Raw genomic sequence first — 24,311 nt, 5'->3', positions numbered from 1 at the left:
CTCAGCCGCGCCGCTTGCCGATCACGACCAGGTAGCGGCAGGGCTCGTCGGTCGGGTTGACGAAGACGCAGTCGGCAGGCGGCCCCAGCTGCAGGCAGTCGCCCGCGTCGAGCTCGTGGACGAGGTCACCCTCGACGAACCGCAGATGCCCCGAGAGCACCCAGATCTGCTGCTCCTTGAAGTGGTACGCCGAGGCGGGCGACGCCACCGAGGCACCGGCCGGGAACTCCACCTCGACCAGCTCCAGGATGCCGCGCGCGGGCGGCGAGACGGCGCGACGTACGTAGCCGGTCTCGGGATCGGTCCACTCGGTCTGCTCCGAGCGCCGGGCCACGCGCACGGCGTCTCCCTCGGCCCGCGCGATCAGCTCGGACAGGGTCAGCTCCAAAGCACCGGAGAGGCGGGTGAGCAGGACGGCGGTCGGCTGCGCCTCGCCCCGCTCGATCTTCGAGATCATCGCTCGAGACACCCCGGACGCCTCCGCGAGGCCCGCGACGGTCATCCCGAGCGACTCCCGCGCCGACCTGATGTTGGATGCCAGGGCTTCACCGAACTTGTCACTATCGTCATCCACGGGACTACTATAAGAGACATGCCTCCTGCCTGGACCATCCGCCACGCGACGCCCGCAGATGCCGGCGCCTGCGCGGCGATCTACGACCCGTACGTCCGCGACACCGTCATCTCCTTCGAGACCGAGCCGCCGACGGCCGAGGAGATGGCGCGTCGCATCGAGTCGTCCCTGGCCGAGCACGCCTGGCTCGTGCTGGAGACCGAGGGCGAGGCCGGACCGGAGGTGCTCGGCTACGCGTACGCCACCCAGCACCGCACCCGCGCCGCCTACCGCTGGGCCTGCGACGTGTCGATCTATCTCGACCAGGAGCGCCGCGGCAAGGGCGCCGGCAAGGCCCTGTACGCGGCCCTCTTCCCGGTCCTGAAGGAGCGCGGCTACCACCGGGCGCTGGCCGGGATCGCGATCCCGAACGATGCCAGCATCGGGATCCACCGCTCCTTCGGGTTCACCGAGGTCGGGACGTACCGCCGAATCGGCAAGAAGTTCGACGCCTGGCACGACGTCACCTGGATGCAGCTCGATCTCTAGCGCGGGTACGAACGTTCGAGACGGGACGGTCCATCTGTCGTCGCGGCCTGGACGGGGGTTTCGACCAGCGCGCGACTGCTATGCGCGGCCGATGATCTCCGGCGCGACGGGCCACCTGACCTGCTAGCCCTCCGACAGCGACGACCGTAAGGTGGCCAGCATGCCGACGCTCAGCTCGAGGTCAAGACGACGCTGGACGCGGTTCACGATACTCGTCGCCGCCGTCGTGATCGCGGTCGTGATCATCGACCGGGTCGGTCAGGTCGAATGGCCTGCGGTCTGGGACGCACTGAGCCAGCTGACCTGGTGGCAACCACTGATCCTGCTGACGATGGTTGCCGCACGGCAACTGTTCAAGGCCAGCCCGCTGCATTTCTACATCGAGAACGTGTCGCTGGGTCGCGCGACGCAGAACGACCTCGGCGCCATCCTGATGGCGACGATCGCCCCGGCACCTGCCGATTATGCGATCCGGGTGACGATGTTCACCTCGTGGGGACTCTCGGCCGCCCGCGGTTTGGCGGGCGCGACGATGAACACCGTAACCGTGATGGTGGTGCGGTTCGCGCTGCCGCTGGTCGGCTTCATCATGCTCGTGATGATCGGCGGCGACTTCTCCTATCGCTGGGCCGACCTGTTCAGCCTGCTGATCTCCGCCGCGATTGCTGCGTGTGTGTTGGTGGTGCTCCACAGCGATGCGCTCGCGCGCGCTTTTGGGACCCACGCCGGCCGGATCGTCGGCAGGATCCGGCGCGGCGTCGACCCCGAGCGCTGGGCGCAGAGCTGCACCGACTTCCGTGGCCACATCTCCGCTCGCGTCCGCTACGGCTTGCCGCGGTCGCTGGCCGGGGTGATCGCAATGGTGCTGGCCGACCTGGCCATCGTGGTGTTCTGCCTGCGGTTCGTGGGCGTGTCCCCCGCCGAGGTCGGGATCCTCGACATCGCCATCGCCTACATCTTCGCGTTTCCACTGACGATCCTGCCCTTCAGTGGCATCGCGATCGTCGACTCACTCATCATTGCCGCACTGGTCCAGAGCGGCGGACATGCCGTCGAGGCCCCGGCGATCGCGGCTCTCGTCATCTGGCGGGTCTACACCCTGGGCGTCCCGGCGCTCGCGGGGCTCGTGGCCATCGGGCTGTGGCGGCGCACGACCCGGCGCACGACCACGGATGCCGCCCTCGCCGGTCACGAGCCCGAGTCGCCGTGACCACAGCACCGTCGGGTTCCGCGCTCATCGGACGCGGCGCGTCGCTCACCGGATCCGCTCGTAGCCTCAGAGCAGGAAGGCGAAGAGCCCCGAGTCAGTGACTCGGGGCTCTTCGTGCGTTGTACCCCCGACCGGATTTGAACCGGCGTTACCGCCGTGAGAGGGCGACGTCCTAGGCCGCTAGACGACGGGGGCTTGCGGGAGAAACATTACCGGACGACCTGCCGATCCCCCACATCGGCACCACCCCTCCAGGGCACCGCATTGACACGAAATGACGAAGAGCCCGAGTCGATGACTCGGGCTCTTCCTGCGTGGTACCCCCGACCGGATTTGAACCGGCGTTACCGCCGTGAGAGGGCGACGTCCTAGGCCGCTAGACGACGGGGGCTTGCAGCGGGTGAAACCTTAGCGAAGCGCTTCAGTGACTCCCAAATCCTCCGGAGAGGATCCGCTGGGCTACTAGGACTCGAACCTAGAATAACTGGACCAGAACCAGTCGTGTTGCCAATTACACCATAGCCCATCGCCTTGCTCGACTAAGCTTCACAAGGACGATTCGGCCCTCAGGATTTCTCCCTCGAACCGAGAGTGAACATTACCGGCGAGGCCCCCGGGCGACGAAATCGGCACGCCCTCCGGCCTCATTTCACGGGCTCTTCGTCGTGGTCGAGAGGCCCGCCGACCGCGCGGCCCACACGGTGAGTGCCAGGAAGACGCCCGACTGGACCAGGGTGACCGGGATCCGCCACCACGAACCCTCGGTGGTGTTGAGCACCGTCGAGATGTCACCGAAGGCCACCGCCATGCCGAGGCTGACGAAGTTGTTGAGGACATGCATCGCGATGCCCGCCTCGATGCCCCCGGTGGCGATGACGCAGATGCCGGCCACGATGCCGAAGGCGAACCGGTCCAGGAACAGCGGCAGGTCCTGGGAGCCGTGGGCGAAGGCGAACAGGAGCGCGGTGATCGTCACCGAGACGGTCCGGGCGCCCATCATCCCGCCGAAGAGGGACCCGAAGGTCTGGAAGATGTAGCCGCGGAAGAGGTATTCCTCCCCCGCCGCCTGCAGCGGGGTGAGGAGCACGATCACCAGCACGAAGTCGCGCATGGTGCTCGTATAGGGGTTGAGCGTGCTGGGCCCGAGGTCGTCGCCCGGGATCGGCAGCCGGGAGGCGATGATGACGGTGACCACCATGGTGATCGCGGCGATCCCGAGACACTGCAGCAGCCACGACCAGCGGATCCGGCGCTCGACCGAGGCCAGCCAGCCCGGGCGCAGACCGTGCAGCCCCCAGCACAGCAGCATCGCCGCCGGGATCGCCCCGGCCAGCGAGAGCAGCAGGAACGCCAGCGACTCGGGAGTGACGACCTCCACATCGGCGACCGCCGGCATCGCGGTGGCGACGTCGCTGCCGGTGAACCGAAAGAAGAGCTCGAACCCGACCAGCACCACGGCCGGCGAGACGAAGAAGACACACAGCCCGATCAGGATGAGTCCGACCAGAGGCCGCCCCCAGCCGCTGCGCCCGCTGCGCTGCACCTGGTAGTACGCCAGTCCCGAAGGCGGCTCCACGACCGTACTCATCCTGTCCGACCTACTTCCCGAGAACCGCCTTCAGACGGCCCAGCGTACGCTCCCGACCGAGCAGCTCCATGGATTCGAACAGTGGCGGGCTGATCCGCTTTCCCGTCACCGCGACCCGCACCGGGCCGTACGCCTTGCGCGGCTTGAGGCCGAGACCGTCGATCAGGGCCGCGGTCAGCGCGTCCTGGATCTCGGCCGTCGACCACGTGTGGAGCCCCACGAGCGCGTCGCGCGAAGCCCGGACGACGTCCAGACCCTCCTCGTCGAGCAGCTTGGCGGAGTCCTCCTCGTCGAGCGCGAAGTCGGCCTCCGGGACGAAGAGGAACCGCAGCATGTCGGAGGCCTCGCCGAGCTTGTTGATCCGCTCGGCGACCAACGGCATCGCGGCCTCGAGCATCTGCGCGTCGGCGTCGTGCACCGGGTCGCCGATGACGCCGTCGGCCTTGAGGTAGGGAATCACCCGGTGGGTGATCTCCTCGACCGGCAGCAGCCGCATGTGGGAGGCGTTGATCGCCTCCGCCTTCTTGATGTCGAAGCGGGCCGGGTTCTTGACCACGTCGTGGATCTCGAAGGCCTCGACCATCTCCTCCATGGTGAAGATGTCGCGGTCGGCCGCGATCGCCCAGCCGAGCAGCGCCACGTAGTTGAGCAACCCCTCGGGCAGGAAGCCCTCCTCGCGGTACTTCAGCGCGTGCGCCTCCGGATCGCGCTTGGAGAGCTTCTTGTTGCCCTGGCCCATGACGTAGGGCAGGTGGCCGAACGCGGGAGCACGCTCGGCCAGACCGACCTCGACGAACGCGTCGAAGAGCGCGATCTGGCGCGGGGTCGAGGAGAGCAGGTCCTCGCCGCGGAAGACGTGGGTGATGTTCATGGTGGCGTCGTCGACCGGCGCGGTGAGCGTGTAGAGCGGGTCGCCGTTGGCACGCGCGAGCGCGTAGTCGGGGACGTGCTTGGTCTCGAAGGTCACCTCGCCGCGGACGAGGTCGTCGAAGGTGATCGAGCCGTCGGGCATGCGGAACCGCGGGACCGAGGAGCGGCCCTCGGCCTCGTACGCCTTGATCTGGTCCTCGCTCAGGTCACGGCAGTGGTTGTCGTACCCCTGCGCCGGAGCCTCGCCCTTGATCCCCTCGGCCTTCGCGGCCTTGTAGGCGGTCAGGCGCTGCTCGTAGCGGGCGGTGGTCTCCTCGCCGGTGCAGTAGCACTCGTAGACGTGGGAGGAGGCGCGCAGACGGCCGAGCGCGTCGGCGTAGATCTCCGAGCGCTCCGACTGGCGGTAGGGGCCGTAGGGACCGCCGACCTCGACGCCCTCGTCCCAGTCGAGCCCGAGCCAGCGCATCAGGTCGATGAGCCCGTCATAGGACTCCTGGGTGTTGCGAGCCTTGTCGGTGTCCTCGATGCGGAACACGAAGGTGCCGCCGTGGTGGCGCGCGAAGGCCCAGTTGAACAGGGCGGTCCGGACCAGACCCACGTGGGGCGAGCCGGTCGGGCTGGGCGCCATCCGGACGCGGTAGTCCTTCGGGTCGAGGGTGCCGGTCAATTCATTGCCAGTCAACGCTGTGCCACCTTGTTCGTCAGAGCTCCGAGCCCCTCGACGAAGATCTCGATCTCGTCTCCGGGCTCCATGGGGCCGACACCCTCGGGGGTGCCGGTGAGGATCACATCGCCCGGCAACAGCGTCATGACGCTGCTGATGTGGGCGATCAGCTTCGGGATGTCGTGGACGAGGTCCTTCGTGGACCCGTCCTGGACGACATCCCCGTTGAGGAAGGTCTGGATGCGTACGCCGGCGGCGAGCTGCTCGATCTCGACGTCGGTCTCGATCCAGGGACCGAGCGGGCAGAAGGTGTCGTACCCCTTCGCCTGGGAGAAGTGCTTGAGCCGTCGCTGGACGTCGCGCGCGGTGACGTCGTTGGCGACCGTCATCCCGTAGATGACGTCGCTGACCTTCTCCTCCGGCACGTCGCGGCAGATCCGGCCGATAACGATCGCGAGCTCGCCCTCGAAGTGCAGGTCTTCGACGTTGCTCGGTCGCTGGATCGCGTCGTCGGGGCCGCAGACCGAGGTGTTGGGCTTGATGAAGAAGAGCGGCTCCTCCGGAACCTCGTTGCCCAGCTCGGCCGCATGCTTGGCGTAGTTGCGGGCGACCGCGACCACCTTGCTGCGCGGGATCACCGGCGCGAGCAGCTTGACGTCTTCGAACTTGTGGACCTGATCGGTGATGTTGACACCCGAGAACAGCGGGTCGCCCTGGAGCGCGACGACGGTCGCGTCCTCGCTGAGCTGGCCGTAGCCGTCGAGGTCCCCCATGACGACGCCGAACTGGGGCTCGCCACCCTTGGTCGTGAATCTGGCGATGCGCACGTGCTGAGCCTATCCGGACCCGTCGCCACGATTCACTTCACTATGCGCCGCCTTCGTAGGCTTGTACGTCGTGGAGGTGCTGTCGCGTTCGGAGTGGACCGCTCGCGCGGACGCCCACCGCGCGCGCCTGGCGCCCTACGTCGAGCCGCATCTCGCCCGCCGCGGCGCCCGGGTCAAGCACCCGGTCAACGACTTCCTGTTCACCTACTACTCCTACCGGCCCGCTCAGCTGCTGCGCTGGCACCCGGGGTTCGGGGTGGCGCTCTCGGACGCTTCGGAGTACGCGGATCTGCGCGGCTACGCCGACGGCGCCGTCTCTCACGACTTCCTCGCGGACAAGCGTCTCCTCCTCGAGACGCTGGTGAAGCTGCTCCGCGCCACCGCCGGGCGTGAGGGCAACTTCGGCTGCTTCGGCCTCCACGAGTGGGCGATGGTCTACCGGCTGACCCCGGAGCAGGTACGCCACGCCGACTGGCCACTGCGCCTCGGTGCCGCCGGCACCGACCGGGTCGTGGAGTCCCACCGCATCGCCTGCAGCCACTTCGACGCGTACCGCTTCTTCACTCCCCCGGCGGCACCGCTCAACACCCTCTCCCCGCGCTCCGAGGACCGGGCGGCCTTCGAGCAACCGGCCTGCCTGCACGGCAACATGGACCTCTACAAGCACGCCTTCCGGCTCTCGCCCCTGGTCTCCTCCGACCTCGTCGCCGACTGCTTCGAGCTCGCCTGGGACATCCGCACCATGGACATGAAGGCTGCTCCGTACGACCTCGCCGAGCTCGACCTCGACCCGATCCGCATCGAGACCGCCGCCGGGAAGCAGGAGTACGCCGCCGCCCAGCGCGGCTTCGCCGAGCGCGCCGCCCCGCTGCGGGAGCGGCTGGTCGCCGAGTGCGAACGGCTGCTCGCACTCTCTAGGTGAGGGTGCTGGCCGGGACGGGGTCGGCGGTGCGGCTCTTGAGGTATTCGACCTTGTCGGGCCCCTCCCCCTCCAGCCGCTCCCCGAGGACCCAGCCGCAGGCGTCGTAGAACGACATGGCGCGGGTGTTGCCCGAGAAGGTCTCCAGCCGGATGGTCGGGTGCTGGGCGAGAAGGGTGTCCTCGGCGTGCCGGAGCAGGAGGCGGCCGAGCCCCTGGCCCTGGCGTTCCGGGTCGATCATCATCAGGTCGACAGTGGTGCCGTCGAGGATGGAGAGGCCGATGATCCGGCCGTCCTGGACGAGGCAGTAGACGCCACCCTGCTCCAGATGGGTCGCCACGTGTTCGTCCGAGGCGCCGCTGCCGATGAACCAGTCGACGGCCTCGTCGCCGAGGAACCCGCGGTAGCAGGTGTCGATCACGCGCCGCGCGAGGGACTGTAGGTCGCCGAGGTCAGCGCCGGCCGCAGGGCGGATGACGGGGTGCTGCTGCTCGGCCGGCGTGGTCCTGCCGAAGCTACCGGCTTGGAGCTCGACGGCGGCGGTGACCCGCTCGACGTCACCGGTGGCGAGCAGGTCGAGCAGGGCGCCGCGCAGGGTGGCGAGGGCGAGGGTGCGACGGGCCTCGCCGTCGGGGTTGGTCCGCTCGGGTTCGGGTTGAGAGGCGGCGAGGAGCGCGAGCCAGTCGTTCACGGTTGACTCGGCGAAGCCTGCCCAAGGGCCGTCGGGCTCGACCAGCGAGCGGGCGTACGCCTCCACCCACAGGCGCAGGAGGGGGCGGTGCTCCTCGGCGGCGAGCCACGCCCAGACGTGGGTGACCGCCTCGGGCAGGCCCATGGCCGAGGAGGGCAGGGGCTCGATCATCGCCAGCTCGTCGACCCGTGCGCGGACCAGCAGCGCCTTGACCAGGCCGTCCTTGTTGCCGAACAGGAACATCAGCACCCGGGGGCTGGAGCCGATCGCGGCGGCCACCGGGCGCAGCGAGAGGTCGGCGAGACCGTGCTCGAGGGCGTAGGCGTAGGCCGCCTCGAGGAGCTCGGTCTTGCGGGCCGACGGGGTTGGCTTCGGCGTGGTCATCGGCCTAGCATAACGCCAACTGAAACAGTCGTGTCAGTAGGAGGTCCGATGACACTCGAAGACCGAGGCGCGCAGGTGCGCGTCAGGCGCGCCGACAGACCCGGCGACCTGGGCTGGATGGTGATGACCCACGGTGAGGTCTATGCCGAGCAGTTCGGCTGGAGCAGCGACTTCGAGGTGCTGGTCGCCCGGATCGTGGCCGACTACGCCACCGAGCACGACCCGGCGACGGAGGCGGCCTGGATCGCCGAGGTCGACGGCGAGCGCGCCGGCTGCATCCTGCTGGTCACCGGCGAGGAGCCCGGTGTCGCCAAGCTGCGGATCCTGCTGGTCGCCGCCCGGGCCCGTGGCCTCGGCGTCGGTTCCCGCCTCGTCGATGAGTGCCTCGGCTTCGCCCAGACCGCGGGATACGACCAGGTCACCCTGTGGACCAACGACATCCTGACCTCCGCACGCCGGATCTACGAGGCGTACGGCTTCGTCCTGACCGGCGAGGAGCAGCACCACAGCTTCGGCCACGACCTCCTCGGTCAGACCTGGACGCTGGACCTGCGCGCAGGAACGAGGCGTCAGTAACGGACGTCACACGCGGTGCCCGCTGCTCCCGGCGTGACCTCGATCGGCGGGATACGTTGATCCCACGATGGCCATCCTTCCCCACCCCCGGAAAACCGCCGCCTCGATCGCCACCACGGTCGGCGCCGCGGCGGGGAACGTCGCGCACTCGCTGCTCTACGGCGGGCTCGCCGACCTGCGGCCGATGCCGCGTACGTTGATCGACGACGGCACCCGGCGCGAGCTCTACCACTACCGGCCGACGGCGGGAACGACGCCGGAGGGTGACCCGGTGCTGCTGGTCACGCCGCTGGCGGCGCCGGCGATCTGCTACGACCTGCGGCGCGGCTGCTCGGTGGTCGAGCACCTGGTGGGGACGGACCGGCCGACGTATCTGGTCGAGTACGGCGAGGTGAACTTCGCCGATCGCAGCCTCGGCATCGAGCACTGGATCGCGCACGTCGTGCCGGAGGCGATCCGGTCGGTCTCCGAGCACGCGGGCGGTCGGCCGGTGCACGTGGTCGGCTGGTCGCTGGGCGGGATCTTCACGATGCTCACCGCCGCCGACGCCCCCGACCTCCCGATCGCCTCGCTGGCAGTGCTCGGCTCGCCCTGCGACGTACGTCAGGTGCCGTTGATCGCGCCGCTGCGGCCGCTGCTCAACCTGCCGCCGGGAAACCTGGTCACCACTGCCTACCAGGCCTTCGGAGGTGCCCCGAAGCCGCTGGTCAGGTGGGCTTTCCAGATCTCCTCGGTCGACAAGATGTTCACCAAGCCGGTGGCGAAGCTGTCCAACCTGGCCGACCGTGAGTTCCTCGCCCAGCTCGAGGCCGTCGACCGGTTCACCGACAACATCATCGCCTACCCGGGGCGTACGTTCGGGCAGCTCTATCACCACTTCTTCCGCACCAACGCGCTGTTCAGCGGGCAGATCGACCTCAGTGACGACCACTCCGTCCACCTGCGCGACGTCAAGCAGCCCACGCTCGTCGTCGCCGGCGCCAACGACGGCATCGGCCCGGTCGCCTCGGTCCGGCCGCTGGTCGACCTGCTCACCGGCGCCGAGGAGCTCCGCTTCGAGATCGTCCCCGGCGGCCATCTCGGGCTCCTCACCGGCCGCGCCGCGCGCGACAACACCTGGCCCCTGCTCGACGAGTGGTTCAGCCAGCACGACTGAGTTGCCCGGGTCGCCCGGGTTGTCGGTGGCGGGTGGCAGGGTGTGCGCCATGTCGAACCCACCCGCCGAGGCGACCGAGGAGCACTTCCGCAACGAGGACTGGTACGCGGCCGACCTCACCGGGGCTCGGTTCGTCGACTGCGTCTTCACCGATGTCGACCTCACCGAGGCGACGACGTCGGCGGCGCTCTTCGAGAACTGCACCTTCCACGGCGGCCGGTTCAACGCCTCCACCCACGTCGGCTCGGCGTTCGTCGGCTGTGACTTCCGGCGGACGAACTTCTTCGACTCGACCTTCGAGGGCTGCAAGCTCAGCGGGAGCGAGTTCTCGGGCTGCACCCTGCGGCCGCTGAAGGTGAGCGGCGGCGTCTGGCGCGGAGTCTCGTTGCGCGGGGCGAACCTGTCCCGGCTCGACCTGTCCGGGCTGGACCTGCGCGACGCCGACCTGTCGCTGGCCGATCTCACCGACGCGGTGCTGCGCGATGCCCAGCTCGCCGGAGCCACGCTCCAGGAGGCGACGCTGCACGGTGCCGACCTTCGCGGCGCCGACCTCGACCGGGTCGATCTCACCGTGGCGTCGCTGCGCGCCACGAAGCTCGACCTCGCCGGCGCCGTGATGCTCGCCGAGCTGCACGGAGCCGAGATCGAGACGGCCTGAGCACCGATAGGTTGTCCGCCATGCTTCGTGGAGCGATTCGCATCGCCTTGATCGCCGTCATCGCCGGCCTGCTCCTGGTCCCCGGTTCCGCGCGGGCGTGCGCCTGCGGCGCGGCGTACGTCCCGGAGGGGCACACTGTCGAGGCCGGGGAGGAGATCGCGTTCCTGAGCTGGGCCGAGGAGGGCGAGCGGGAGCGGCTCGAGATGCTGCTCGGGATCACCACGGAGACGCCCGACCTCGCGGTGCTGGTGCCGACACCGACGGTCCCGGCCGTCACCCAGGGAGACCCGGAGCGCTTCGACGAGCTGGCGCGGCTCACCACCCCACCGCCGGAGGAGGACCGGTCGCTGTTCGGGGGCGAGGACGGCGCCGGGGCGCCACCGGGTGCCGCGCCCGACGTCGTCTCGCGCACGGTGCTCGAGGACGTCGTCGCCACCGTCATCGAGGGCGGGGACGCGAGCGGGGTGGCGACGTGGCTGCGTACGAACGGCTACGCGACCAAGCCCGAGCTCGAGCCGGTCATCGCGGACTATCTCGCACAGGGCTGGCGGTTCACGGCGGTCAAGATGCGCGGCGACAAGCCGTTCGACGGGTACGCCGACCCGATCGTGCTCACCTTCGACACCGCGAGCCTCGTCTACCCGATGCGGCTCAGCTCGGCCGCCGACGAGATCGGCGAGGTGACCGTCTTCACCCTCGACCGTACGTTCCGTGCGCCTCGTGCGTCCTGGGTGACCTCGGGCCGCCCGAGGCCGCCGTGGAGCTGGTCGAGGACGGGGTCCACGACGATGTGCTCGACAACCTCGTCGAGCGCGGCGAGAACCGGCTGACCAAGTGGATCTTCTCGGTCGCGGACCCGGCCACGCTCACCAGCGACCTCGAGCTCGCCCGGGAGCCGGAGATCGCGGAGACCTTCACGCCGCTCGCAACCGAGTCGGCGCGCGATGCCGAGCGGGACATCCCGCCGTGGGTTGCGGTCCTCACCGGAGCAGTCGGGCTGGTCGTCGGGGCCGGGGCGGTCCTGCTCGTGCGCAGGCGCCGGACCTCAACGGTCAGCTGAGGCCTCGCGGACGACCTTGGCCATCGAGATGCCGGCAGCGATCAGGCCCAGACCGGTGACGAAGTCGTCGGTGTCGCGTACGTCGTCCTCGATGGCGCCCGCGGCGGCGGCCTGGAGGTGGGTCTGCTCGTCGACGGCGTGGCCGTAGACGAAGTGGAGCAGGGTGCGGGCGGCGACGGGGGCGAGGTCGCCGAGGCCGCCGTCCTTCAGGGCCGCGACGAGGTCGTCGTGGGGCTGGGTCGCGCCCAGCCCGAAGGCCCAGACCGTGGCGACGACCTCCGCGCCGTCGCGGTAGGCGAGCAGCGAGTCGCGCAGGTCGGTGCAGATGCCGGTGACGCGTACGTCCCAGGCTCCCGACGGCTCGTGTCGGCCCCGGAGCAGGATCTCGTCGGCCACCGCGGCCAGCAGGGACTGCTTGTTCGCGAAGTGGTGGTAGAGCGCGCTGGGGCGTACGCCGAGCTCGGTGCCGAGGCGACGCATGGTCAGGTCGGCGAGACCGTAGTCGTCGAGGACCTGCAGCGCGCGGGCGACGACGTCCTCACGGCGGTAACGCATATTGCTCCCAGGGGCCGGGTGGTGGGACGAAGTGGACGAAGACGTACGTCGACCTTAACCTGAACACCGTTCACCTGACCAAGGTTCAGGTCTGAGTACGCAGGAGCGAGTATGACCGAGTCCCCCACGAGCACCGACGAGACCCCGGCGACCCCGGCGACCAAGTCGTCGCGGCTCGACACCACCGACCTCGCACTGATCGCCGCGTTCGCCGCCCTGATCGCGGTCTGCTCCTACCTCGCCGCCATCCCGATGGGCGGCGCCGGCGTACCGCTGACGCTGCAGGGCTTCGCGCTCCTGCTGACCGGCGCCCTGCTGGGCCCGCTGCGCGGCACCGCCGCCGTGGTGCTCTACCTGCTCCTCGGCGTCGCCGGCCTCCCCGTCTTCGCCGGCCACTCCGCCGGTCCCGGCGTCTTCGTCGGGGTGACCGGTGGCTACCTGTGGTCCTTCCCGGTCATGGTGCTCGTCGTCGGCCTGCTGGTGAAGTACGTCCTGCGGTCCCGCCGCACCAACCCCCTGCTCGTCTTCGCCGCCTGTGTCGTCGGCGTCGTCATCAACCACGTCGGCGGCATCATCGGGATGGCCATCGTGCTCCACGTCAGCCTGCCCCAGGCGGCGGCGTTCGACGCCCCCTACTGGATCGGCGACTTCATCAAGGCCGCTGTCGCCGCGGTCGTCGCCTCCCAGGTCCACCGCGCCTTCCCGAAGCTGCTCGCCCGACGTGCCTGAGATCCGCTTCGAAGCCGCCGAGGTCCGGGTCGAGTCCCCGGATCTCGGCGGCGATCGCACCATCCTGCAGCCCACCACGCTGACCCTGAGCGAGCAGCGGATCGGGATCGTCGGGAGCAACGGCTCCGGCAAGTCGACCCTCGCCCGGATGATCAACGGCCTGGTCGCACCCAGCGCCGGGAGCGTCTCCGTCGGTGGCCTCGACGTGGCCCGCAAGGGCGCCGCCGTACGCCGGCGTGTCGGGTTCACGTTCACCGATCCCGCCGCCCAGCTGGTGATGCCGACCTGCGTCGAGGACGTCGAGCTGTCGCTGCGCAGGACCGTGAAGGACCGCGTACGCCGCAAGCAGGTCGCCCTCGACACGCTGGCCCGCTTCGGGCTCTCCGAGCGCGCCGAGGTCAGCGTCCACGCGCTCTCCGGCGGCCAACGTCAGCTGCTCGCACTGGCCGGTGTGCTCGCCACCGAACCCGACGTGCTCGTCACCGACGAGCCGACCACCCTGCTCGACCTGCGCAACACCCGCATGGTCGGCGACCTGCTCTTCTCGCTGCCGCAGCAGCTGGTCCTCGTCACCCACGATCTCGACCTCGTACGCCGCTGCGACCGCGTCCTCGTCGTCGAGGACGGCCGGGTCTGCTATGACGGCGATGCCGACGCGGCGGTTGCGCACTACGTGGGGGCGGTGAGCCAGGGGTGAGCATGACCGTCGGGCTCTACCGCCCGGGCGACACCGTGCTCCACCGGCTACCGGTGGGCGCCAAGCTGCTCGGCCTGGCCGTGCTCAGCGTCGCGATCGTGGCGCTGCGCGGCCCGCTCATCGCGGTCGGCTTCCTCGTGGTTGCGGTCGTGCTCGCGCTCATCGGCCGGCTCGACCTGGCCTCGACCGCGCGGGCGCTGCGCGCCGTTCTGGTCATCGCCGTGCTCGTCGCCCTGCTGCAGTGGTGGCTGTTCACCTTCGACCGAGCGCTGGAGTCCCTGCTCGACCTCGTCTCGCTCGCCCTGCTGGCGCTCACCCTGACGGTCACCACGCCGACCACCGAGACGCTCGACGCCGTCGTCCGCTGGATCCGTCCGCTGCGCCGCGTCGGGCTCGACCCCGAGCGGGTCGCGCTCACGATCGCGATGGCCATCCAGGCCCTTCCCGGCACCCTCGCCCTGGGCGTGGAGACCCGCGACGCCGCCCGAGCCCGCGGCCTCGGCCACTCCCCCAGGGCGTACCTCACCCCCTTCGTCATCCGCGTCGTCGCCCGCGCTCACGAGACCGGCGACGCTCTCAAGGCCCGCGGCCTCGGCGACTGACCCAGCCGAGGCGTCACGTACGTCGGCCGAAGCGTCACCCCGGTCGGCCGAAGCGTCACGTACGTCGGCCGAAGCGTCACCCCGGTCGGCCGAAGCGTCACCCCGGTCGGCCGAAGCGTCACGTACGTCGGTCGAGACGGCACCATGTGCCGTCTCGCCCGACCTAACTGACGTCTCGCCCGACCTAACTGACGTCTCGCCCGACCTAACTGACGTCTCGGCGTGGGGTCACCAGCCAGGCGGGAGGCGGTGGTCCCAGAGGGCGGCGTCTTCGATCTGGGCCGCGAGGGAGAGCAGGAGGGGCTCCTCGGCGGGGCGGGCGGCGAGCATGACGCCGACCGGGAGGCCGGACGGGGTCCAGTGGAGGGGCAGGGAGATGGCGGGCATGCCGGTGACGTTCCAGGCCGAGGTCCAGGGGGTGAACTCCTTCTGGGCCTGGAAGTCGCGCGCGGGGTCGGCGTCGTCGCGGATCTCGCCGACCTTCGGCGGCGGGGTGGCGAGGGTCGGGGTGAGCACGGCGTCGTAGGGCGCCAGCGCCTCCAGCGCACCGGCGGCGAAGCGACGCAGCTCGGCGATCGCCAGCCCGAAGGCCGGACCGCTGACCGCCTCCCCCTGCTCGGTGAGCCAGCGGGTCAGCGGCCGGATCTGCGAGCGCTGCTCGGGGGTGAGGTTGACGACCGACATCGCGGTGCCGACGGCCCAAACAGTCTCGAAGACCGCGACCGCCTCGACCGGCAGCGGCCGTGGGATGTCGACGATCTCGTGGCCCAGCGACTCCAACAGAACCGAGGCGTTCTCCCAGGCCGCGACGCACTCGGCATCGACCTCGGTCGGCGCGATCAGCGGCTCGATGAACCGGGCGATGCGCAGCCGCCCCGGCGGCTGCTCGCACGCGTCCAGGAACGGCAAGGGTTCCTCGGGTGCCCAGAAGGGATCGCCCGTACGCCGCCCCGCGAGCACGTCGAGGAAGGCCGCCGCGTCGCGTACCGACCGGGCGATCGGACCGGCGGTGGCGAGTCCGGCCGCGTCGCCGTACATCGGTGACGGGGAGATCCGCCCACGGGTCGGCTTGAGGCCGACCAGCCCGCAGCACGAGGCCGGGATCCGGATCGATCCGCCCCCGTCGGAGCCCTGGGCGACCGGAACGAGCCCGGCGGCGACCGCCGCGGCAGCACCTCCGGAGGAGCCGCCGGCGATCCGCGTACGGTCCCAGGGGGTGACGGCGGGCGGCGCCACGTCCGGCTCGGTGTAGCAGGGCGAGCCGAACTCGGGGGTGTTGGTCTTTCCGAGCGAGATCATCCCGGCCGCCTCGATCGAGAGGGTGACGTTGTCGGAGACGTCGGGGACGAAGTCGGCGAAGACCGCCGACCCGAAGGTCGTACGTACCCCGCGGGTGAGGTTGAGGTCCTTGATGGCGGTGGGTACGCCCCACAGCGGCGAGGCGCCGACCGGCTTCACCGCGAGCTCCCGGGCACAAGTGGAGATCCGCGACTCGGCCACCGTGACGAAGGCACCGACATCGTCGAGCCGGGCGATCCGGTCGAGATAGTGCTCGGCGATCTCTCCCGGGGAGATCTCGCACCGATGCAGCAGCTCTCCCTGTTCCAGGGCGGTCAGATCATGAAGCTCGGCCACCCCTGCAGACTAGTGGCCCGAGCGCCACTCGTCCTCGAGCATCGCGTAGTGCACCAATGTCGTCCACTCACCCTTGAACCACTCGGCCTCCCGCTCGACCGCCTCCTTGCGCATCCCGAGCCGCTCGACCACCCGCGCCGAGGCGGTGTTGCGCTCGTCGACCCTGGCGGTCACCCGGTGCAGGCCGAGGCCGTCGAAGGCCAGGCCGAGCAGCGCCCGTGCGGTCTCGGTGGCGAAGCCGCGGCCGCTGAACTCGGGGTTGAAGGCGTAGCCGATCTCCCCCGACCGCTGCTCCTTGCTGTGCCAGAAGAGCACCACGTCGCCGATCAGCCGGCCTTCGTGCTCGACGGCGAGGCAGAGCACCTCGCCCTCCTGGCGCAGGACGGAGAGACGCCTCTCGGGTGCGTACGCCTTCCGCAGCTGCTCGCGGTCACGCGGCACCGGCGGGATGTAGCGGCACACCTCCTCGAGCGAGAGATAGGCGTGCAGGTCCTCGAGGTCGCGCTCGACGTCGATCGGTCGCAGCGCCAACCGCTCGGTGGTGACCGGGTAGTCCGGCGCCAGCGCGGGCTCGGCGAGCTCCTGGAAGACACTCAGATGCAGACCCGCCGGCCCGTCGAGACGGGCGTTGAGCGACTCCCACGGGGTGCGGGTGGGCGGCGCGACGAGCGTGGCACCGCCATCGACGAGCCCGGAGGCGACGGCGGCGGAGTCCTCGACCTCGAACGCCACCCGTACGTGGCCGGCCGCCGGACGCCCGACCTCGACCTCGTCGATGTAGGCGTGCTGGGCGGAGTTGGCGAGCTCGAGCGTGGCCCGGCCGGCGTCCAGGATCGTCACGTGCGCCTCACCGGGGCCGGAGAACGCTGCCTCCTCCGGCAGGCCGAGGGTGTCGCGGTAGAACGCCACCGCCTCCTCGTAGTCCTTGGCCTCGACCACCAGACGGAGCTGCTTCACGGGTCCACTCATGACCGCAAGGTACGGCCGATAGACCTATCGCGCACGCGATAAATGACCAAGGTCAGGTCTCCCCCCGCAGAGACCTGACCTCGTGGTGCCGTCTGGATGGAGATCAGACAGCAGCGGGCTGGAAGCCCGCGAGCTTGGCGACCGCCTCGGTGAAGCGGGCCTGGGCGTCGGCGTCGGTGAAGACGTCGATCTCGTGGACCGGCTGGGAGACGATGGCGTCCTCGACGACGATGGCGCCACCGATGCCGGCCGAGCGGGCCGCGTCGGCGTGGGACCACTTGGCACCGTAGGGGGTCGGGGCGACGCCGACGACGGAGAGGATCTTGCCCTTGAGCACGCCGGCGGCGTAGGGGCGCGAGAGCCAGTCGATCGCGTTGTTGATGACGGCGGGCATGGTGCCGTTGTACTCAGGGGTCACGATGAGGACGCGGTCGGCCTCGTCGATCACCTTGCGGAGCTGGCTCACGGCCTCGCCCGGGTCGGCCTCGAGGTCCTCGTTGAAGAACGGCACGTCCGCCAGCCCGTCGACGATCTCCAGGACGACACCATCAGGGGCCTCGGCGACGAGCTTCTCGGCGAGCTTGCGGTTGATGGAGTCGGCGCGCAGGCTGCCAACGAGTACGGCGATACGGGTGTCGGTCACGGGTTCTCCTCGAAGGACGCGGGTAGTTCAATGTTGAAGTGTTCAACGCCCGCGTCCGGGAGGTTCATTCCGTGACAGCCGCCTCCGGGGGTGTGGTCTCGCCCACATGCCGGCGCAGCCCGAAGGTCAGCCCGTCGACGAGGGCCTCCCAGGACGCCTCGATCACGTTCGACCCGACCCCGACCGTCGTCCACGACGTCGAGCCGTCGGAGGTCTCGATCAGCACCCGGGTCCTCGCGTCGGTGCCGTGCCCCTGGTCGAAGAGCCGCACCTTGAAGTCGATCAGGTCGAAGTCGGCGACCACCGGGAAGGCACGCGTGATCGCGGCCCGCAATGCCTGGTCGAGCGCGTTGACCGGGCCGTTGCCCTCGCCGGTCTCGACGTGACGTACGCCGTCGGCGTGGATCTTCACGATCGCCTCGGTGGTCGACGCCGTCTCCTGGCCGCCGCCGCGAGCCTCGGAGATGACCCGCCAGGACTCGACGTCGAAGAAGGACGGACGAGAGCCTTCGACCTCCTCGATCAGGAGCAGCTCGAAGGAGGCGTCGGCCGCCTCGAAGGTGTAGCCGCGCTGCTCGGCCTCCTTGACCCGCTCGGTCACCCGGGTCACCAGGTCGCGGTCGTCGGAGAGGTCGTAGCCGAGCTCGCGTCCCTTCAGCTCGATCGACGCCCGCCCCGCCATGTCCGAGACCAGCAGCCGCATGTCGTTGCCAACGCCTGCCGGGTCCATGTGCTGGTAGAGGTTGGGGTCCACCTTGATCGCCGAGGCGTGCAGCCCGGCCTTGTGGGTGAACGCGGAGGCACCGACGTACGGCTGCCGGCCCGCCGGCGGCACGTTGGTCACCTCGGCGACCGCGTGGGCGACGCGGGTCGCCTCGCCCAGCAGCCCCGTCGGCAGCACCTCGCGGCCCAGCTTCAGCTGCAGGTTGGCGACCACGGAGACGAGGTCGGCATTGCCCGTACGCTCCCCGTAGCCGTTGATGCAGCCCTGGACGTGCATCGCGCCGGCGTCCACGGCGGCCAGCGAGTTGGCGACCGCACACCCGGTGTCGTTGTGGCAGTGGATGCCGACCGCTCCTTGGGTGGCGGTGCGGACGTCGTGGACGACGTCGGCCACCCAGCCCGGCAGCATGCCGCCGTTGGTGTCGCACAGCGCGACCACGTCGGCGCCCGCCTCGTAGGCCGTCCTCAGGACCTCCAGCGCGTAGTCGCGGTTGGCCCGGTAGCCGTCGAAGAAGTGCTCGGCGTCGAGGAAGACCTGCTGGCCCTCCTCGCGCAGGTGGGAGACCGTGTCGCGGATCATCGCGAGGTTCTCCTCGAGCGTGGTCCGCAGCGCGAGCTCGACATGGCGGTCGTGGGACTTGGCCACGAGGGTGACGACCGACGCGCCGGAGTCGCGGAGCGCGGCCACCTGGGGGTCGTCAGCGGCCCGCACCCCGGCCCGGCGGGTCGACCCGAACGCCGCCAGCCGCGCGTGCTTGAGGTCGAGCTCGGAGACGGCCCGCTTGAAGAACTCGGTGTCCTTCGGGTTCGCACCGGGCCAGCCGCCCTCGATGAACCCGACGCCCAGGCCGTCGAGGTGCCGGGCGATCGCGAGCTTGTCGGCGACGCTGAGGTTGAGGCCCTCCTGCTGCGCACCGTCGCGCAGGGTGGTGTCGTAGACGTGGAATTCCATGGCTCTTCTGTCCTCGGGTCGTCCTGCGGCTGGGCAACAAAAAACCCTCTCGGGAACGAGAGGGTGGCGCGTCGGGCGGTTGCTCGACGCGCTAGCGAATGATGATGACGTTGGTCGTCATAGCCCCGATACTGCCACGAAATCTCCTCCCGTGGGACGGCCGTCTCACCAGCCGAGGAGCTCGACCCACCACGGCTCGTCGCCGCCGGAGAACTGCGAGCCCTCCTCGGAGAGGTTCTGGATCGGGAAGAGCGCCAGGGTGAGGACCACCGCGAACCCGAGGATCCACGGCACCCAGCGAGCCGAGATCCGATGGACCGCCCTGGTCACCGGGTCACGCAACCGGTCGCGCCCGGAACCGGTCCACAGCGCGACGACGAACGCCAGACCGGCGAGCCCCAGCGCCGCCTCGAGGGAGAGCTGCAGGGCGAACCCGATCAGCACCGCCGCCACCACGAAGCCGAAGCCCCACACCCCGACGACGAACGTCTTCGGGAGCGAACGGACCAGCCGCCACGGGGCGCCGATCAGGAGCCGGGGCGCGTCGTGCCACTTGCGGCCGCGATACCACCGCCAGCGGCGCAGGTCACCGGCTGCGAGGGTGCCGGCGCGGATCAGCCAGGCCACACCAAGCACGGTCCAGAACCCGATGCTCGGGAACGCGGCGATCACGCCGACCGCGAAGGCGAGCAGACCGAGCCAGAGGGCGCCACGGCGCAGCTTCTCCAGCCTCTTGTTGGGTGGCGCGACGACCTTCGCGACCGGTGGGAAAGGCGCGGCCGGGGTGGTGGCCTTCTCCCGCTCGGCCCGGTCGCTCAGCGAGAGCTGCTCGACCGGCCGGTGCACGAACGGCCGGCGCGGCGTACGCAGCCACTCGCGCACCTCGTCCAGCGTCGGGCGGTCGGCGGGGTTGGGCGCGAGCGCCTGGCCGAGCAGCCCGCGCAGCGGCTGCGGCACTCCCTCGAGGTCGTGCTCACCGCGCCGGGCGCGGTCCATCAGCTTCATCGCGTTGCCCTCACCGAAGGGCGGACGGCCGGTCGCCGCGTACGCCACCACGGAGGCCCACGAGTGCACGTCCGAGGCCGGGGTGGCCGGGTCGCCGACGGCGATCTCGGGCGGGAGATAGCCGGGCGTGCCGATCAGCAGGCCGGTCACGGTGATCTTCGGGTCGTCGGAGACGCGGGCCAGCCCGAAGTCGATCAGGATCGGGGTGCGGCCCTCGACGATGATGTTGGCCGGCTTGATGTCGCGGTGGAGGACGCCGACGGCATGGCAGTCGGCGATGCCCTCGGCCAGGTCGCTGGCCAGCTGCTCGACCTCCTCGCGCGAGAGCACGCCCTCGTTGACGATCTTGTCGTGCAGCGTCGGCCCTGGTACGTAGCGGGTCGCCAGCCACGGCACCTCGCCCCACGGGTCGGCGCCGACCACGCCGGCAACCCACCTGCTCCGCACCCGCTGCAGCGAGGAGACCTCGCGCGCGAGCCGATGGCGGCCCTCCTCATCCCCCACGAACTGGGTGCGCAGCACCTTCAGCGCCACCCGCTCGCCGCTCGTACGGTGGCTGGCCAGGTGGACCCGTCCCATCCCGCCCTGCCCCAGCAGGGAGAGCAGGTCGTAGTCACCAACGGTGTCGCGTTGGTTCACCGGGAGCCGGCGAGGGGCTGTCGTCACGTGACAAACCTTATCGGCCGCAGCCGACACCCCGCCGAGGCGTCGCCTACGTCGGCCGAGACGTCACCCGATGCCGACTCGGCCGACGGGAGCGACGCCTCGGCCTGCGTACCTGACGCTTCGGCCGACCGGGCTGACGCTTCGGCTAGACGATCTTGCGCATCCAGCCGAAGGTGTCCTCGGCGCGACCGAACTGGATGTCGACGAGCTGCTTGCGGATGGTCTTCCAGACCTCGCCGTCACCGGCGGAGGCGATGGAGCCGCCGTTGTAGACGAGCTCACCGACGGGGGTGACGACGGCGGCGGTGCCGCAGGCGAAGACCTCGGTGATCTCGCCAGACTCGACGCCGGCCTTCCACTCGTCGATGGCGAACCTGCGCTCCTCGACGGTGTAGCCGAGCTTGCCCGCGAGCTCGATGATGGACGCGCGGGTGATGCCCTCGAGGATGGTGCCGGTCTCGGGGGTGACGATCCGGCCGTCGGCGTGGACGAAGTAGAGGTTCATGCCGCCGAGCTCCTCGACGTACTTGCCCTCCTGCGCGTCCAGGAACACCACCTGGTCACAGCCGTTGGCCGACGCCTCGGCCTGGGCGACCAGGGAGGAGGCGTAGTTGCCGCCGGTCTTGGCCGCACCCATGCCGCCGCGGCCGGCGCGGGTGTAGTCCTCGGTGAGCCAGATCCGCACCGGCTTCACGCCGCCCTTGAAGTAGGAGCCGGCGGGCGAGGCGATGACCATGTAGGTCACGTGCTGGGCCGGGCGCACGCCGAGGAACGACTCCGAGGCGAACATGAAGGGCCGCAGGTAGAGGCTCTTCTCGTCGGTCTCGGAGGCCTCGGGCACCCAGCGCGCGTCGACCTTGACCAGGTCGAAGACGGTCTGCACGAAGTCCTCGATGTCGAGGACGGGCAGTGCGAGCCGCTCGCTCGAGCGGGCCATCCGGGCGGCGTTGGCCTCTGGCCGGAACGACCAGATCGAGCCGTCGGCGTGCCGGTAGGCCTTCATCCCCTCGAAGATCTCCTGGGCGTAGTGCAGCACGGCTGCCGACGGGTCCAGGCTGAGCGGTGCGTACGCCTCGATGCGACCGTTGTGCCAGCCCTGTTCGGGAGTCCACTCGACGGTGAGCATGTGATCGGTGAAATGGTTGCCGAAGCCTGGGTTCGCCAGGACCTCCGCGAGCTGCTTGTCGGTGGCCGGTTGGGTCGACAATGTGGTGCTGATCTCCATGACCATGAGATTAGTCCTGTTCTACGCGGGAAACGTAAGTGATGGGGGCAGACGAAGGGCCGGGCGCAGGAGAATCTGCGCCCGGCCCGTCGAGGGTGAGCGTCTAGCTGGTTACGCGGGCGGCGATCGCGTCGCCGACCTCGGAGGTCGTACGTGGCTCGGTGCCGCGCTCGGAGAGGTCGGCGAGCACGGCGGCGTCGATGACGGCGGCAGCCTCGGGGTGGCCGAGGTGCTCGAGCAGAAGGGCCCCGGACAGGATGGCCGCGGTGGGGTCCGCCTTCTGCTGGCCGGCGATGTCGGGGGCGGAGCCGTGGACGGGCTCGAACATCGAGGGGAACTCCCGGGAGGAGTTGATGTTGCCGGAGGCCGCCAGGCCGATGCCGCCGGTGATGGCAGCGGCGAGGTCGGTGATGATGTCGCCGAAGATGTTGTCGGTGACGATCACGTCGAAGCGGCTCGGGTCGGTGGCGAGGAAGATCATCACCGCGTCGATGTGGAGGTAGTCCACGGTGACGTCGGGGAACTCCTCGGCGACCTGCTGGGTGACCCGCCACCACAGCGAGCCGGCGTTGACGAGCACGTTGGTCTTGTGGACCAGCGTCAGCTTCTTGCGCGGACGCGCCTGGGCACGGGCGAAGGCGTCGCGTACGACCCGCTCCACGCCGTAGGCGGTGTTGACCGAGGTCTCGGTGGCGACCTCGTGCGGGGTTCCGACCCGCATCGCGCCACCGTTGCCGGTGTAGAGGCCCTCGGTGCCCTCGCGCACCACGACGAAGTCGATCTCGCCCTTGTCGAGCACGGCCGGCGACAGCGGGGAGGTCGCCCCCGGGAACAGCCGCGACGGGCGCAGGTTGACGTAGTGGTCGAGCTCGAAGCGGAGCTTGAGCAGCAGCCCGCGCTCCAGGATGCCCGGAGGCAGGTTCGGGTCGTTGGGCTTGCCGCCGACCGCGCCGAGCAGGATGGCGTCCTGCTCCTTGATCTCAGCGAGCACGGAGGACGGAAGCACCTCGCCGGTGGCGAGATAGCGCTCGGCGCCGAGGTCGTAGCGGGTCTGCTCGAACTTCACCGGCGAGGCGACCTCGAGCACCTTGAGAGCCTCGGCAGTCACCTCCGGTCCGATGCCGTCGCCGGGGATCACTGCGAGGTTGGTCGTAGACATACGGCGAGACTAGTTGTCGTCGGGCAGCTGGCCGCCGTTGTCCCGCAGGTCGAGCGCCTGCTGGACCGCGGCGATGGTGTTCTCGACGCTGTGCGGGTTGTCGGGGTCGTGGCTCGCCGGGCCCCACTCGCGGCCTCGCTCGTTGTAGTCGGCAGGGCTCTCGGGGTACATCGCGTACATGGCTTCTTCCTTCACACTTCGGGTCATCAGAGGGTGTGGGAGAGAAGCCGGGGTCTTTTAGAAGACGGAAGCCACCGCGACGAGGTGGCTTCTCCTGCGGTCGTTACCGCTGGGCCCCGTCGCGGCACTCGAGTACGAGAAAAATGCTCCGCATGGTGAACTGACGGTAACCCGAGATGTCTCTTCCGTCATCGAATCTGGACCAAAGGTCCGACATCCGAGACACACATGCGGGTAAGTCGCCGGAACATCGGGAAGACTGGTCCTGTGAGCGCACCTCCAGAGCTTCCGGACATCGTGACCCGTGCCTTCGACGTCTCCCGTCGGGCGGGCTACGTGTCGTTCTGCCGCAACGAGACCGGGCGGCTGCTGGCGACTCTGGCGGCCACCCGGAGCGGCACGATGGCGGAGTTCGGCACCGGTTGCGGTGTCGGCACAGCGTGGCTGCGAAGCGGCGTACGCGGCAAGGCCGCCCAGATCGTCTCCGCCGAGCTCGACGAGCACCTCGCCAAGGAGGCCGCCGAGATCTTCGCCGACGACGCGCAGGTCGAGGTCATCGCCGCCGACTGGGGCATCCTGCGCGACCGCGGCCCGTTCGCGCTGCTCTTCCTCGACGCCGAGACCCCCGGCGGGGTCTCCCCCGACCAGCTCTCCGACCTCGTCGAGGAGGGCGGCATCGTCGTCATCGACGACCTCATCCCGACCGACCTGTGGCCGCCGATCGTCTACGGCCGAGTCGACAGCCTGCGCGAGTCCTGGCTCACCGACGAGCGCTTCACCACCGTCGAGGTCATGGTCGCCGCCGACACCAGCGTCCTGCTCGCCACCAAGCGCTGAGCGGCTGTCTGCTCCTTCGTCAAGGCGGT

Annotated in this window: 26 protein-coding genes and 3 tRNA genes; 12 read left to right on the top strand and 17 right to left on the bottom strand. The window is 69.9% G+C overall.

Annotated elements, in window-relative coordinates; genetic code table 11:
- Window position 1: 1 nt before the first annotated feature.
- Entirely contained in the window at window positions 2-574 is a 573-nt protein-coding gene (locus ACIRON_RS27920; protein ID WP_402997784.1) for a helix-turn-helix domain-containing protein, read from the bottom strand.
- Between the two features lie 18 nt (window positions 575-592).
- Here ACIRON_RS27920 and ACIRON_RS27915 point away from each other — a divergent pair, with 18 nt between their 5' ends.
- Complete coding sequence (locus ACIRON_RS27915) at window positions 593-1,102, top strand: arsinothricin resistance N-acetyltransferase ArsN1 family B (RefSeq protein ID WP_402997781.1); 510 nt, start codon at window positions 593-595, stop codon at window positions 1,100-1,102.
- Window positions 1,103-1,262: 160 nt separating this feature from the next.
- Entirely contained in the window at window positions 1,263-2,312 is a 1,050-nt protein-coding gene (locus ACIRON_RS27910; protein WP_402997778.1) for a lysylphosphatidylglycerol synthase domain-containing protein, read from the top strand.
- 122 nt (window positions 2,313-2,434) lie between these two features.
- On the opposite strand, the gene ACIRON_RS27905 is transcribed toward ACIRON_RS27910, so the two are convergent.
- The 6 genes from ACIRON_RS27905 to ACIRON_RS27880 form a co-directional block, all read right to left on the bottom strand.
- A tRNA-Glu gene (locus ACIRON_RS27905) sits at window positions 2,435-2,507 on the bottom strand.
- A 120-nt stretch (window positions 2,508-2,627) separates the two neighbouring features.
- Window positions 2,628-2,703, bottom strand: a tRNA-Glu gene (locus ACIRON_RS27900).
- Between the two features lie 63 nt (window positions 2,704-2,766).
- A tRNA-Gln gene (locus ACIRON_RS27895) sits at window positions 2,767-2,838 on the bottom strand.
- A 123-nt stretch (window positions 2,839-2,961) separates the two neighbouring features.
- Window positions 2,962-3,900, bottom strand: a complete 939-nt coding sequence (locus ACIRON_RS27890) for a lysostaphin resistance A-like protein (protein WP_402997775.1) — start codon at window positions 3,898-3,900, stop codon at window positions 2,962-2,964.
- Window positions 3,901-3,910: 10 nt separating this feature from the next.
- Complete coding sequence (gene gltX / locus ACIRON_RS27885) at window positions 3,911-5,398, bottom strand: glutamate--tRNA ligase (protein ID WP_402997815.1); 1,488 nt, start codon at window positions 5,396-5,398, stop codon at window positions 3,911-3,913.
- 50 nt (window positions 5,399-5,448) lie between these two features.
- Window positions 5,449-6,261 (bottom strand): fumarylacetoacetate hydrolase family protein, encoded by an 813-nt coding sequence (locus ACIRON_RS27880; RefSeq protein ID WP_402997772.1) that lies wholly within the window; start codon window positions 6,259-6,261, stop codon window positions 5,449-5,451.
- Between the two features lie 61 nt (window positions 6,262-6,322).
- Between ACIRON_RS27880 and ACIRON_RS27875 the strand changes: the two genes are divergently transcribed.
- A complete protein-coding gene (locus tag ACIRON_RS27875; RefSeq protein ID WP_402997769.1) occupies window positions 6,323-7,183 on the top strand; it encodes a 3-methyladenine DNA glycosylase in 861 nt (286 codons plus the stop codon).
- Here ACIRON_RS27875 and ACIRON_RS27870 read toward each other — a convergent pair.
- Window positions 7,176-8,255, bottom strand: coding sequence for a GNAT family N-acetyltransferase (locus ACIRON_RS27870; protein ID WP_402997766.1), 1,080 nt, complete (start codon window positions 8,253-8,255; stop codon window positions 7,176-7,178). The two genes, ACIRON_RS27875 and ACIRON_RS27870, sit on opposite strands and share 8 nt — an antisense overlap.
- 48 nt (window positions 8,256-8,303) lie before the next feature.
- Between ACIRON_RS27870 and ACIRON_RS27865 the strand changes: the two genes are divergently transcribed.
- The 5 genes from ACIRON_RS27865 to ACIRON_RS27845 all read left to right on the top strand — a co-directional run bounded on the left by ACIRON_RS27865 (window position 8,304) and on the right by ACIRON_RS27845 (window position 11,705).
- The gene (locus ACIRON_RS27865) at window positions 8,304-8,831 is read left to right on the top strand and encodes a GNAT family N-acetyltransferase (RefSeq protein WP_402997763.1); all 528 of its coding nucleotides are present in this window, start codon (window positions 8,304-8,306) and stop codon (window positions 8,829-8,831) included.
- A 67-nt stretch (window positions 8,832-8,898) separates the two neighbouring features.
- On the top strand, window positions 8,899-9,987 hold the full coding sequence (locus tag ACIRON_RS27860) for an alpha/beta fold hydrolase (protein WP_402997760.1): 1,089 nt from the start codon (window positions 8,899-8,901) through the stop codon (window positions 9,985-9,987).
- Between the two features lie 49 nt (window positions 9,988-10,036).
- Window positions 10,037-10,645, top strand: a complete 609-nt coding sequence (locus ACIRON_RS27855; RefSeq protein WP_402997757.1) for a pentapeptide repeat-containing protein — start codon at window positions 10,037-10,039, stop codon at window positions 10,643-10,645.
- A gap of 20 nt (window positions 10,646-10,665) precedes the next feature.
- On the top strand, window positions 10,666-11,475 hold the full coding sequence (locus tag ACIRON_RS27850; RefSeq protein ID WP_402997754.1) for a DUF2330 domain-containing protein: 810 nt from the start codon (window positions 10,666-10,668) through the stop codon (window positions 11,473-11,475).
- A complete protein-coding gene (locus ACIRON_RS27845; RefSeq protein WP_402997751.1) occupies window positions 11,403-11,705 on the top strand; it encodes a hypothetical protein in 303 nt (100 codons plus the stop codon). The genes ACIRON_RS27850 and ACIRON_RS27845 overlap by 73 nt, the downstream gene beginning before the upstream one ends.
- Here ACIRON_RS27845 and ACIRON_RS27840 read toward each other — a convergent pair.
- Window positions 11,691-12,260 carry a TetR/AcrR family transcriptional regulator C-terminal domain-containing protein gene (locus ACIRON_RS27840; protein WP_402997748.1) on the bottom strand — a complete coding sequence of 190 codons (570 nt, stop codon included), beginning with the start codon at window positions 12,258-12,260 and terminating at the stop codon, window positions 11,691-11,693. The genes ACIRON_RS27845 and ACIRON_RS27840 overlap by 15 nt on opposite strands.
- 111 nt (window positions 12,261-12,371) lie before the next feature.
- Here ACIRON_RS27840 and ACIRON_RS27835 point away from each other — a divergent pair, with 111 nt between their 5' ends.
- From ACIRON_RS27835 to ACIRON_RS27825, 3 genes are read left to right on the top strand one after another with little or no spacing between them, the layout of a single operon-like run.
- A complete protein-coding gene (locus ACIRON_RS27835) occupies window positions 12,372-12,989 on the top strand; it encodes a biotin transporter BioY (RefSeq protein ID WP_402997745.1) in 618 nt (205 codons plus the stop codon).
- Window positions 12,982-13,686: an energy-coupling factor ABC transporter ATP-binding protein gene (locus ACIRON_RS27830; protein WP_402997742.1), complete on the top strand. Its 705-nt coding sequence runs from the start codon at window positions 12,982-12,984 to the stop codon at window positions 13,684-13,686. Before ACIRON_RS27835 ends, ACIRON_RS27830 begins: the two co-directional genes overlap by 8 nt.
- A gap of 2 nt (window positions 13,687-13,688) precedes the next feature.
- On the top strand, window positions 13,689-14,288 hold the full coding sequence (locus tag ACIRON_RS27825) for an energy-coupling factor transporter transmembrane component T family protein (protein ID WP_402997739.1): 600 nt from the start codon (window positions 13,689-13,691) through the stop codon (window positions 14,286-14,288).
- A 228-nt stretch (window positions 14,289-14,516) separates the two neighbouring features.
- On the opposite strand, the gene ACIRON_RS27820 is transcribed toward ACIRON_RS27825, so the two are convergent.
- The 8 genes from ACIRON_RS27820 to ACIRON_RS27785 all read right to left on the bottom strand — a co-directional run bounded on the left by ACIRON_RS27820 (window position 14,517) and on the right by ACIRON_RS27785 (window position 23,445).
- Window positions 14,517-15,923, bottom strand: coding sequence for an amidase (locus tag ACIRON_RS27820; protein WP_402997736.1), 1,407 nt, complete (start codon window positions 15,921-15,923; stop codon window positions 14,517-14,519).
- A 9-nt stretch (window positions 15,924-15,932) separates the two neighbouring features.
- Window positions 15,933-16,892, bottom strand: a complete 960-nt coding sequence (locus tag ACIRON_RS27815; protein ID WP_402997733.1) for a GNAT family N-acetyltransferase — start codon at window positions 16,890-16,892, stop codon at window positions 15,933-15,935.
- Window positions 16,893-16,995: 103 nt separating this feature from the next.
- The gene (locus ACIRON_RS27810) at window positions 16,996-17,535 is read right to left on the bottom strand and encodes an NADPH-dependent FMN reductase (RefSeq protein WP_091049473.1); all 540 of its coding nucleotides are present in this window, start codon (window positions 17,533-17,535) and stop codon (window positions 16,996-16,998) included.
- A gap of 64 nt (window positions 17,536-17,599) precedes the next feature.
- Complete coding sequence (gene cimA, locus ACIRON_RS27805; RefSeq protein WP_402997728.1) at window positions 17,600-19,210, bottom strand: citramalate synthase; 1,611 nt, start codon at window positions 19,208-19,210, stop codon at window positions 17,600-17,602.
- A gap of 165 nt (window positions 19,211-19,375) precedes the next feature.
- Window positions 19,376-20,881, bottom strand: a complete 1,506-nt coding sequence (locus tag ACIRON_RS27800; RefSeq protein WP_402997725.1) for a protein kinase — start codon at window positions 20,879-20,881, stop codon at window positions 19,376-19,378.
- 145 nt (window positions 20,882-21,026) lie between these two features.
- A complete protein-coding gene (locus ACIRON_RS27795; RefSeq protein WP_176884074.1) occupies window positions 21,027-22,106 on the bottom strand; it encodes a branched-chain amino acid aminotransferase in 1,080 nt (359 codons plus the stop codon).
- Window positions 22,107-22,209: 103 nt separating this feature from the next.
- Window positions 22,210-23,265: a 3-isopropylmalate dehydrogenase gene (locus ACIRON_RS27790; RefSeq protein ID WP_402997722.1), complete on the bottom strand. Its 1,056-nt coding sequence runs from the start codon at window positions 23,263-23,265 to the stop codon at window positions 22,210-22,212.
- A 9-nt stretch (window positions 23,266-23,274) separates the two neighbouring features.
- Window positions 23,275-23,445: a hypothetical protein gene (locus ACIRON_RS27785; RefSeq protein ID WP_176884072.1), complete on the bottom strand. Its 171-nt coding sequence runs from the start codon at window positions 23,443-23,445 to the stop codon at window positions 23,275-23,277.
- A 267-nt stretch (window positions 23,446-23,712) separates the two neighbouring features.
- On the opposite strand from ACIRON_RS27785, the gene ACIRON_RS27780 reads away from it, so the two are divergent.
- Window positions 23,713-24,282, top strand: a complete 570-nt coding sequence (locus tag ACIRON_RS27780) for an O-methyltransferase (RefSeq protein ID WP_091049459.1) — start codon at window positions 23,713-23,715, stop codon at window positions 24,280-24,282.
- Window positions 24,283-24,311 lie beyond the last annotated feature (29 nt).

Origin of the sequence: Nocardioides sp. NPDC101246 (assembly GCF_044767415.1) — a bacterium.
In the GTDB taxonomy this organism is placed as follows: Bacteria; Actinomycetota; Actinomycetes; order Propionibacteriales; family Nocardioidaceae; genus Nocardioides.
The sequence above is the reverse complement of the archived record's forward strand: the minus strand, read 5'-3'. Positions and strand labels throughout refer to the sequence as shown.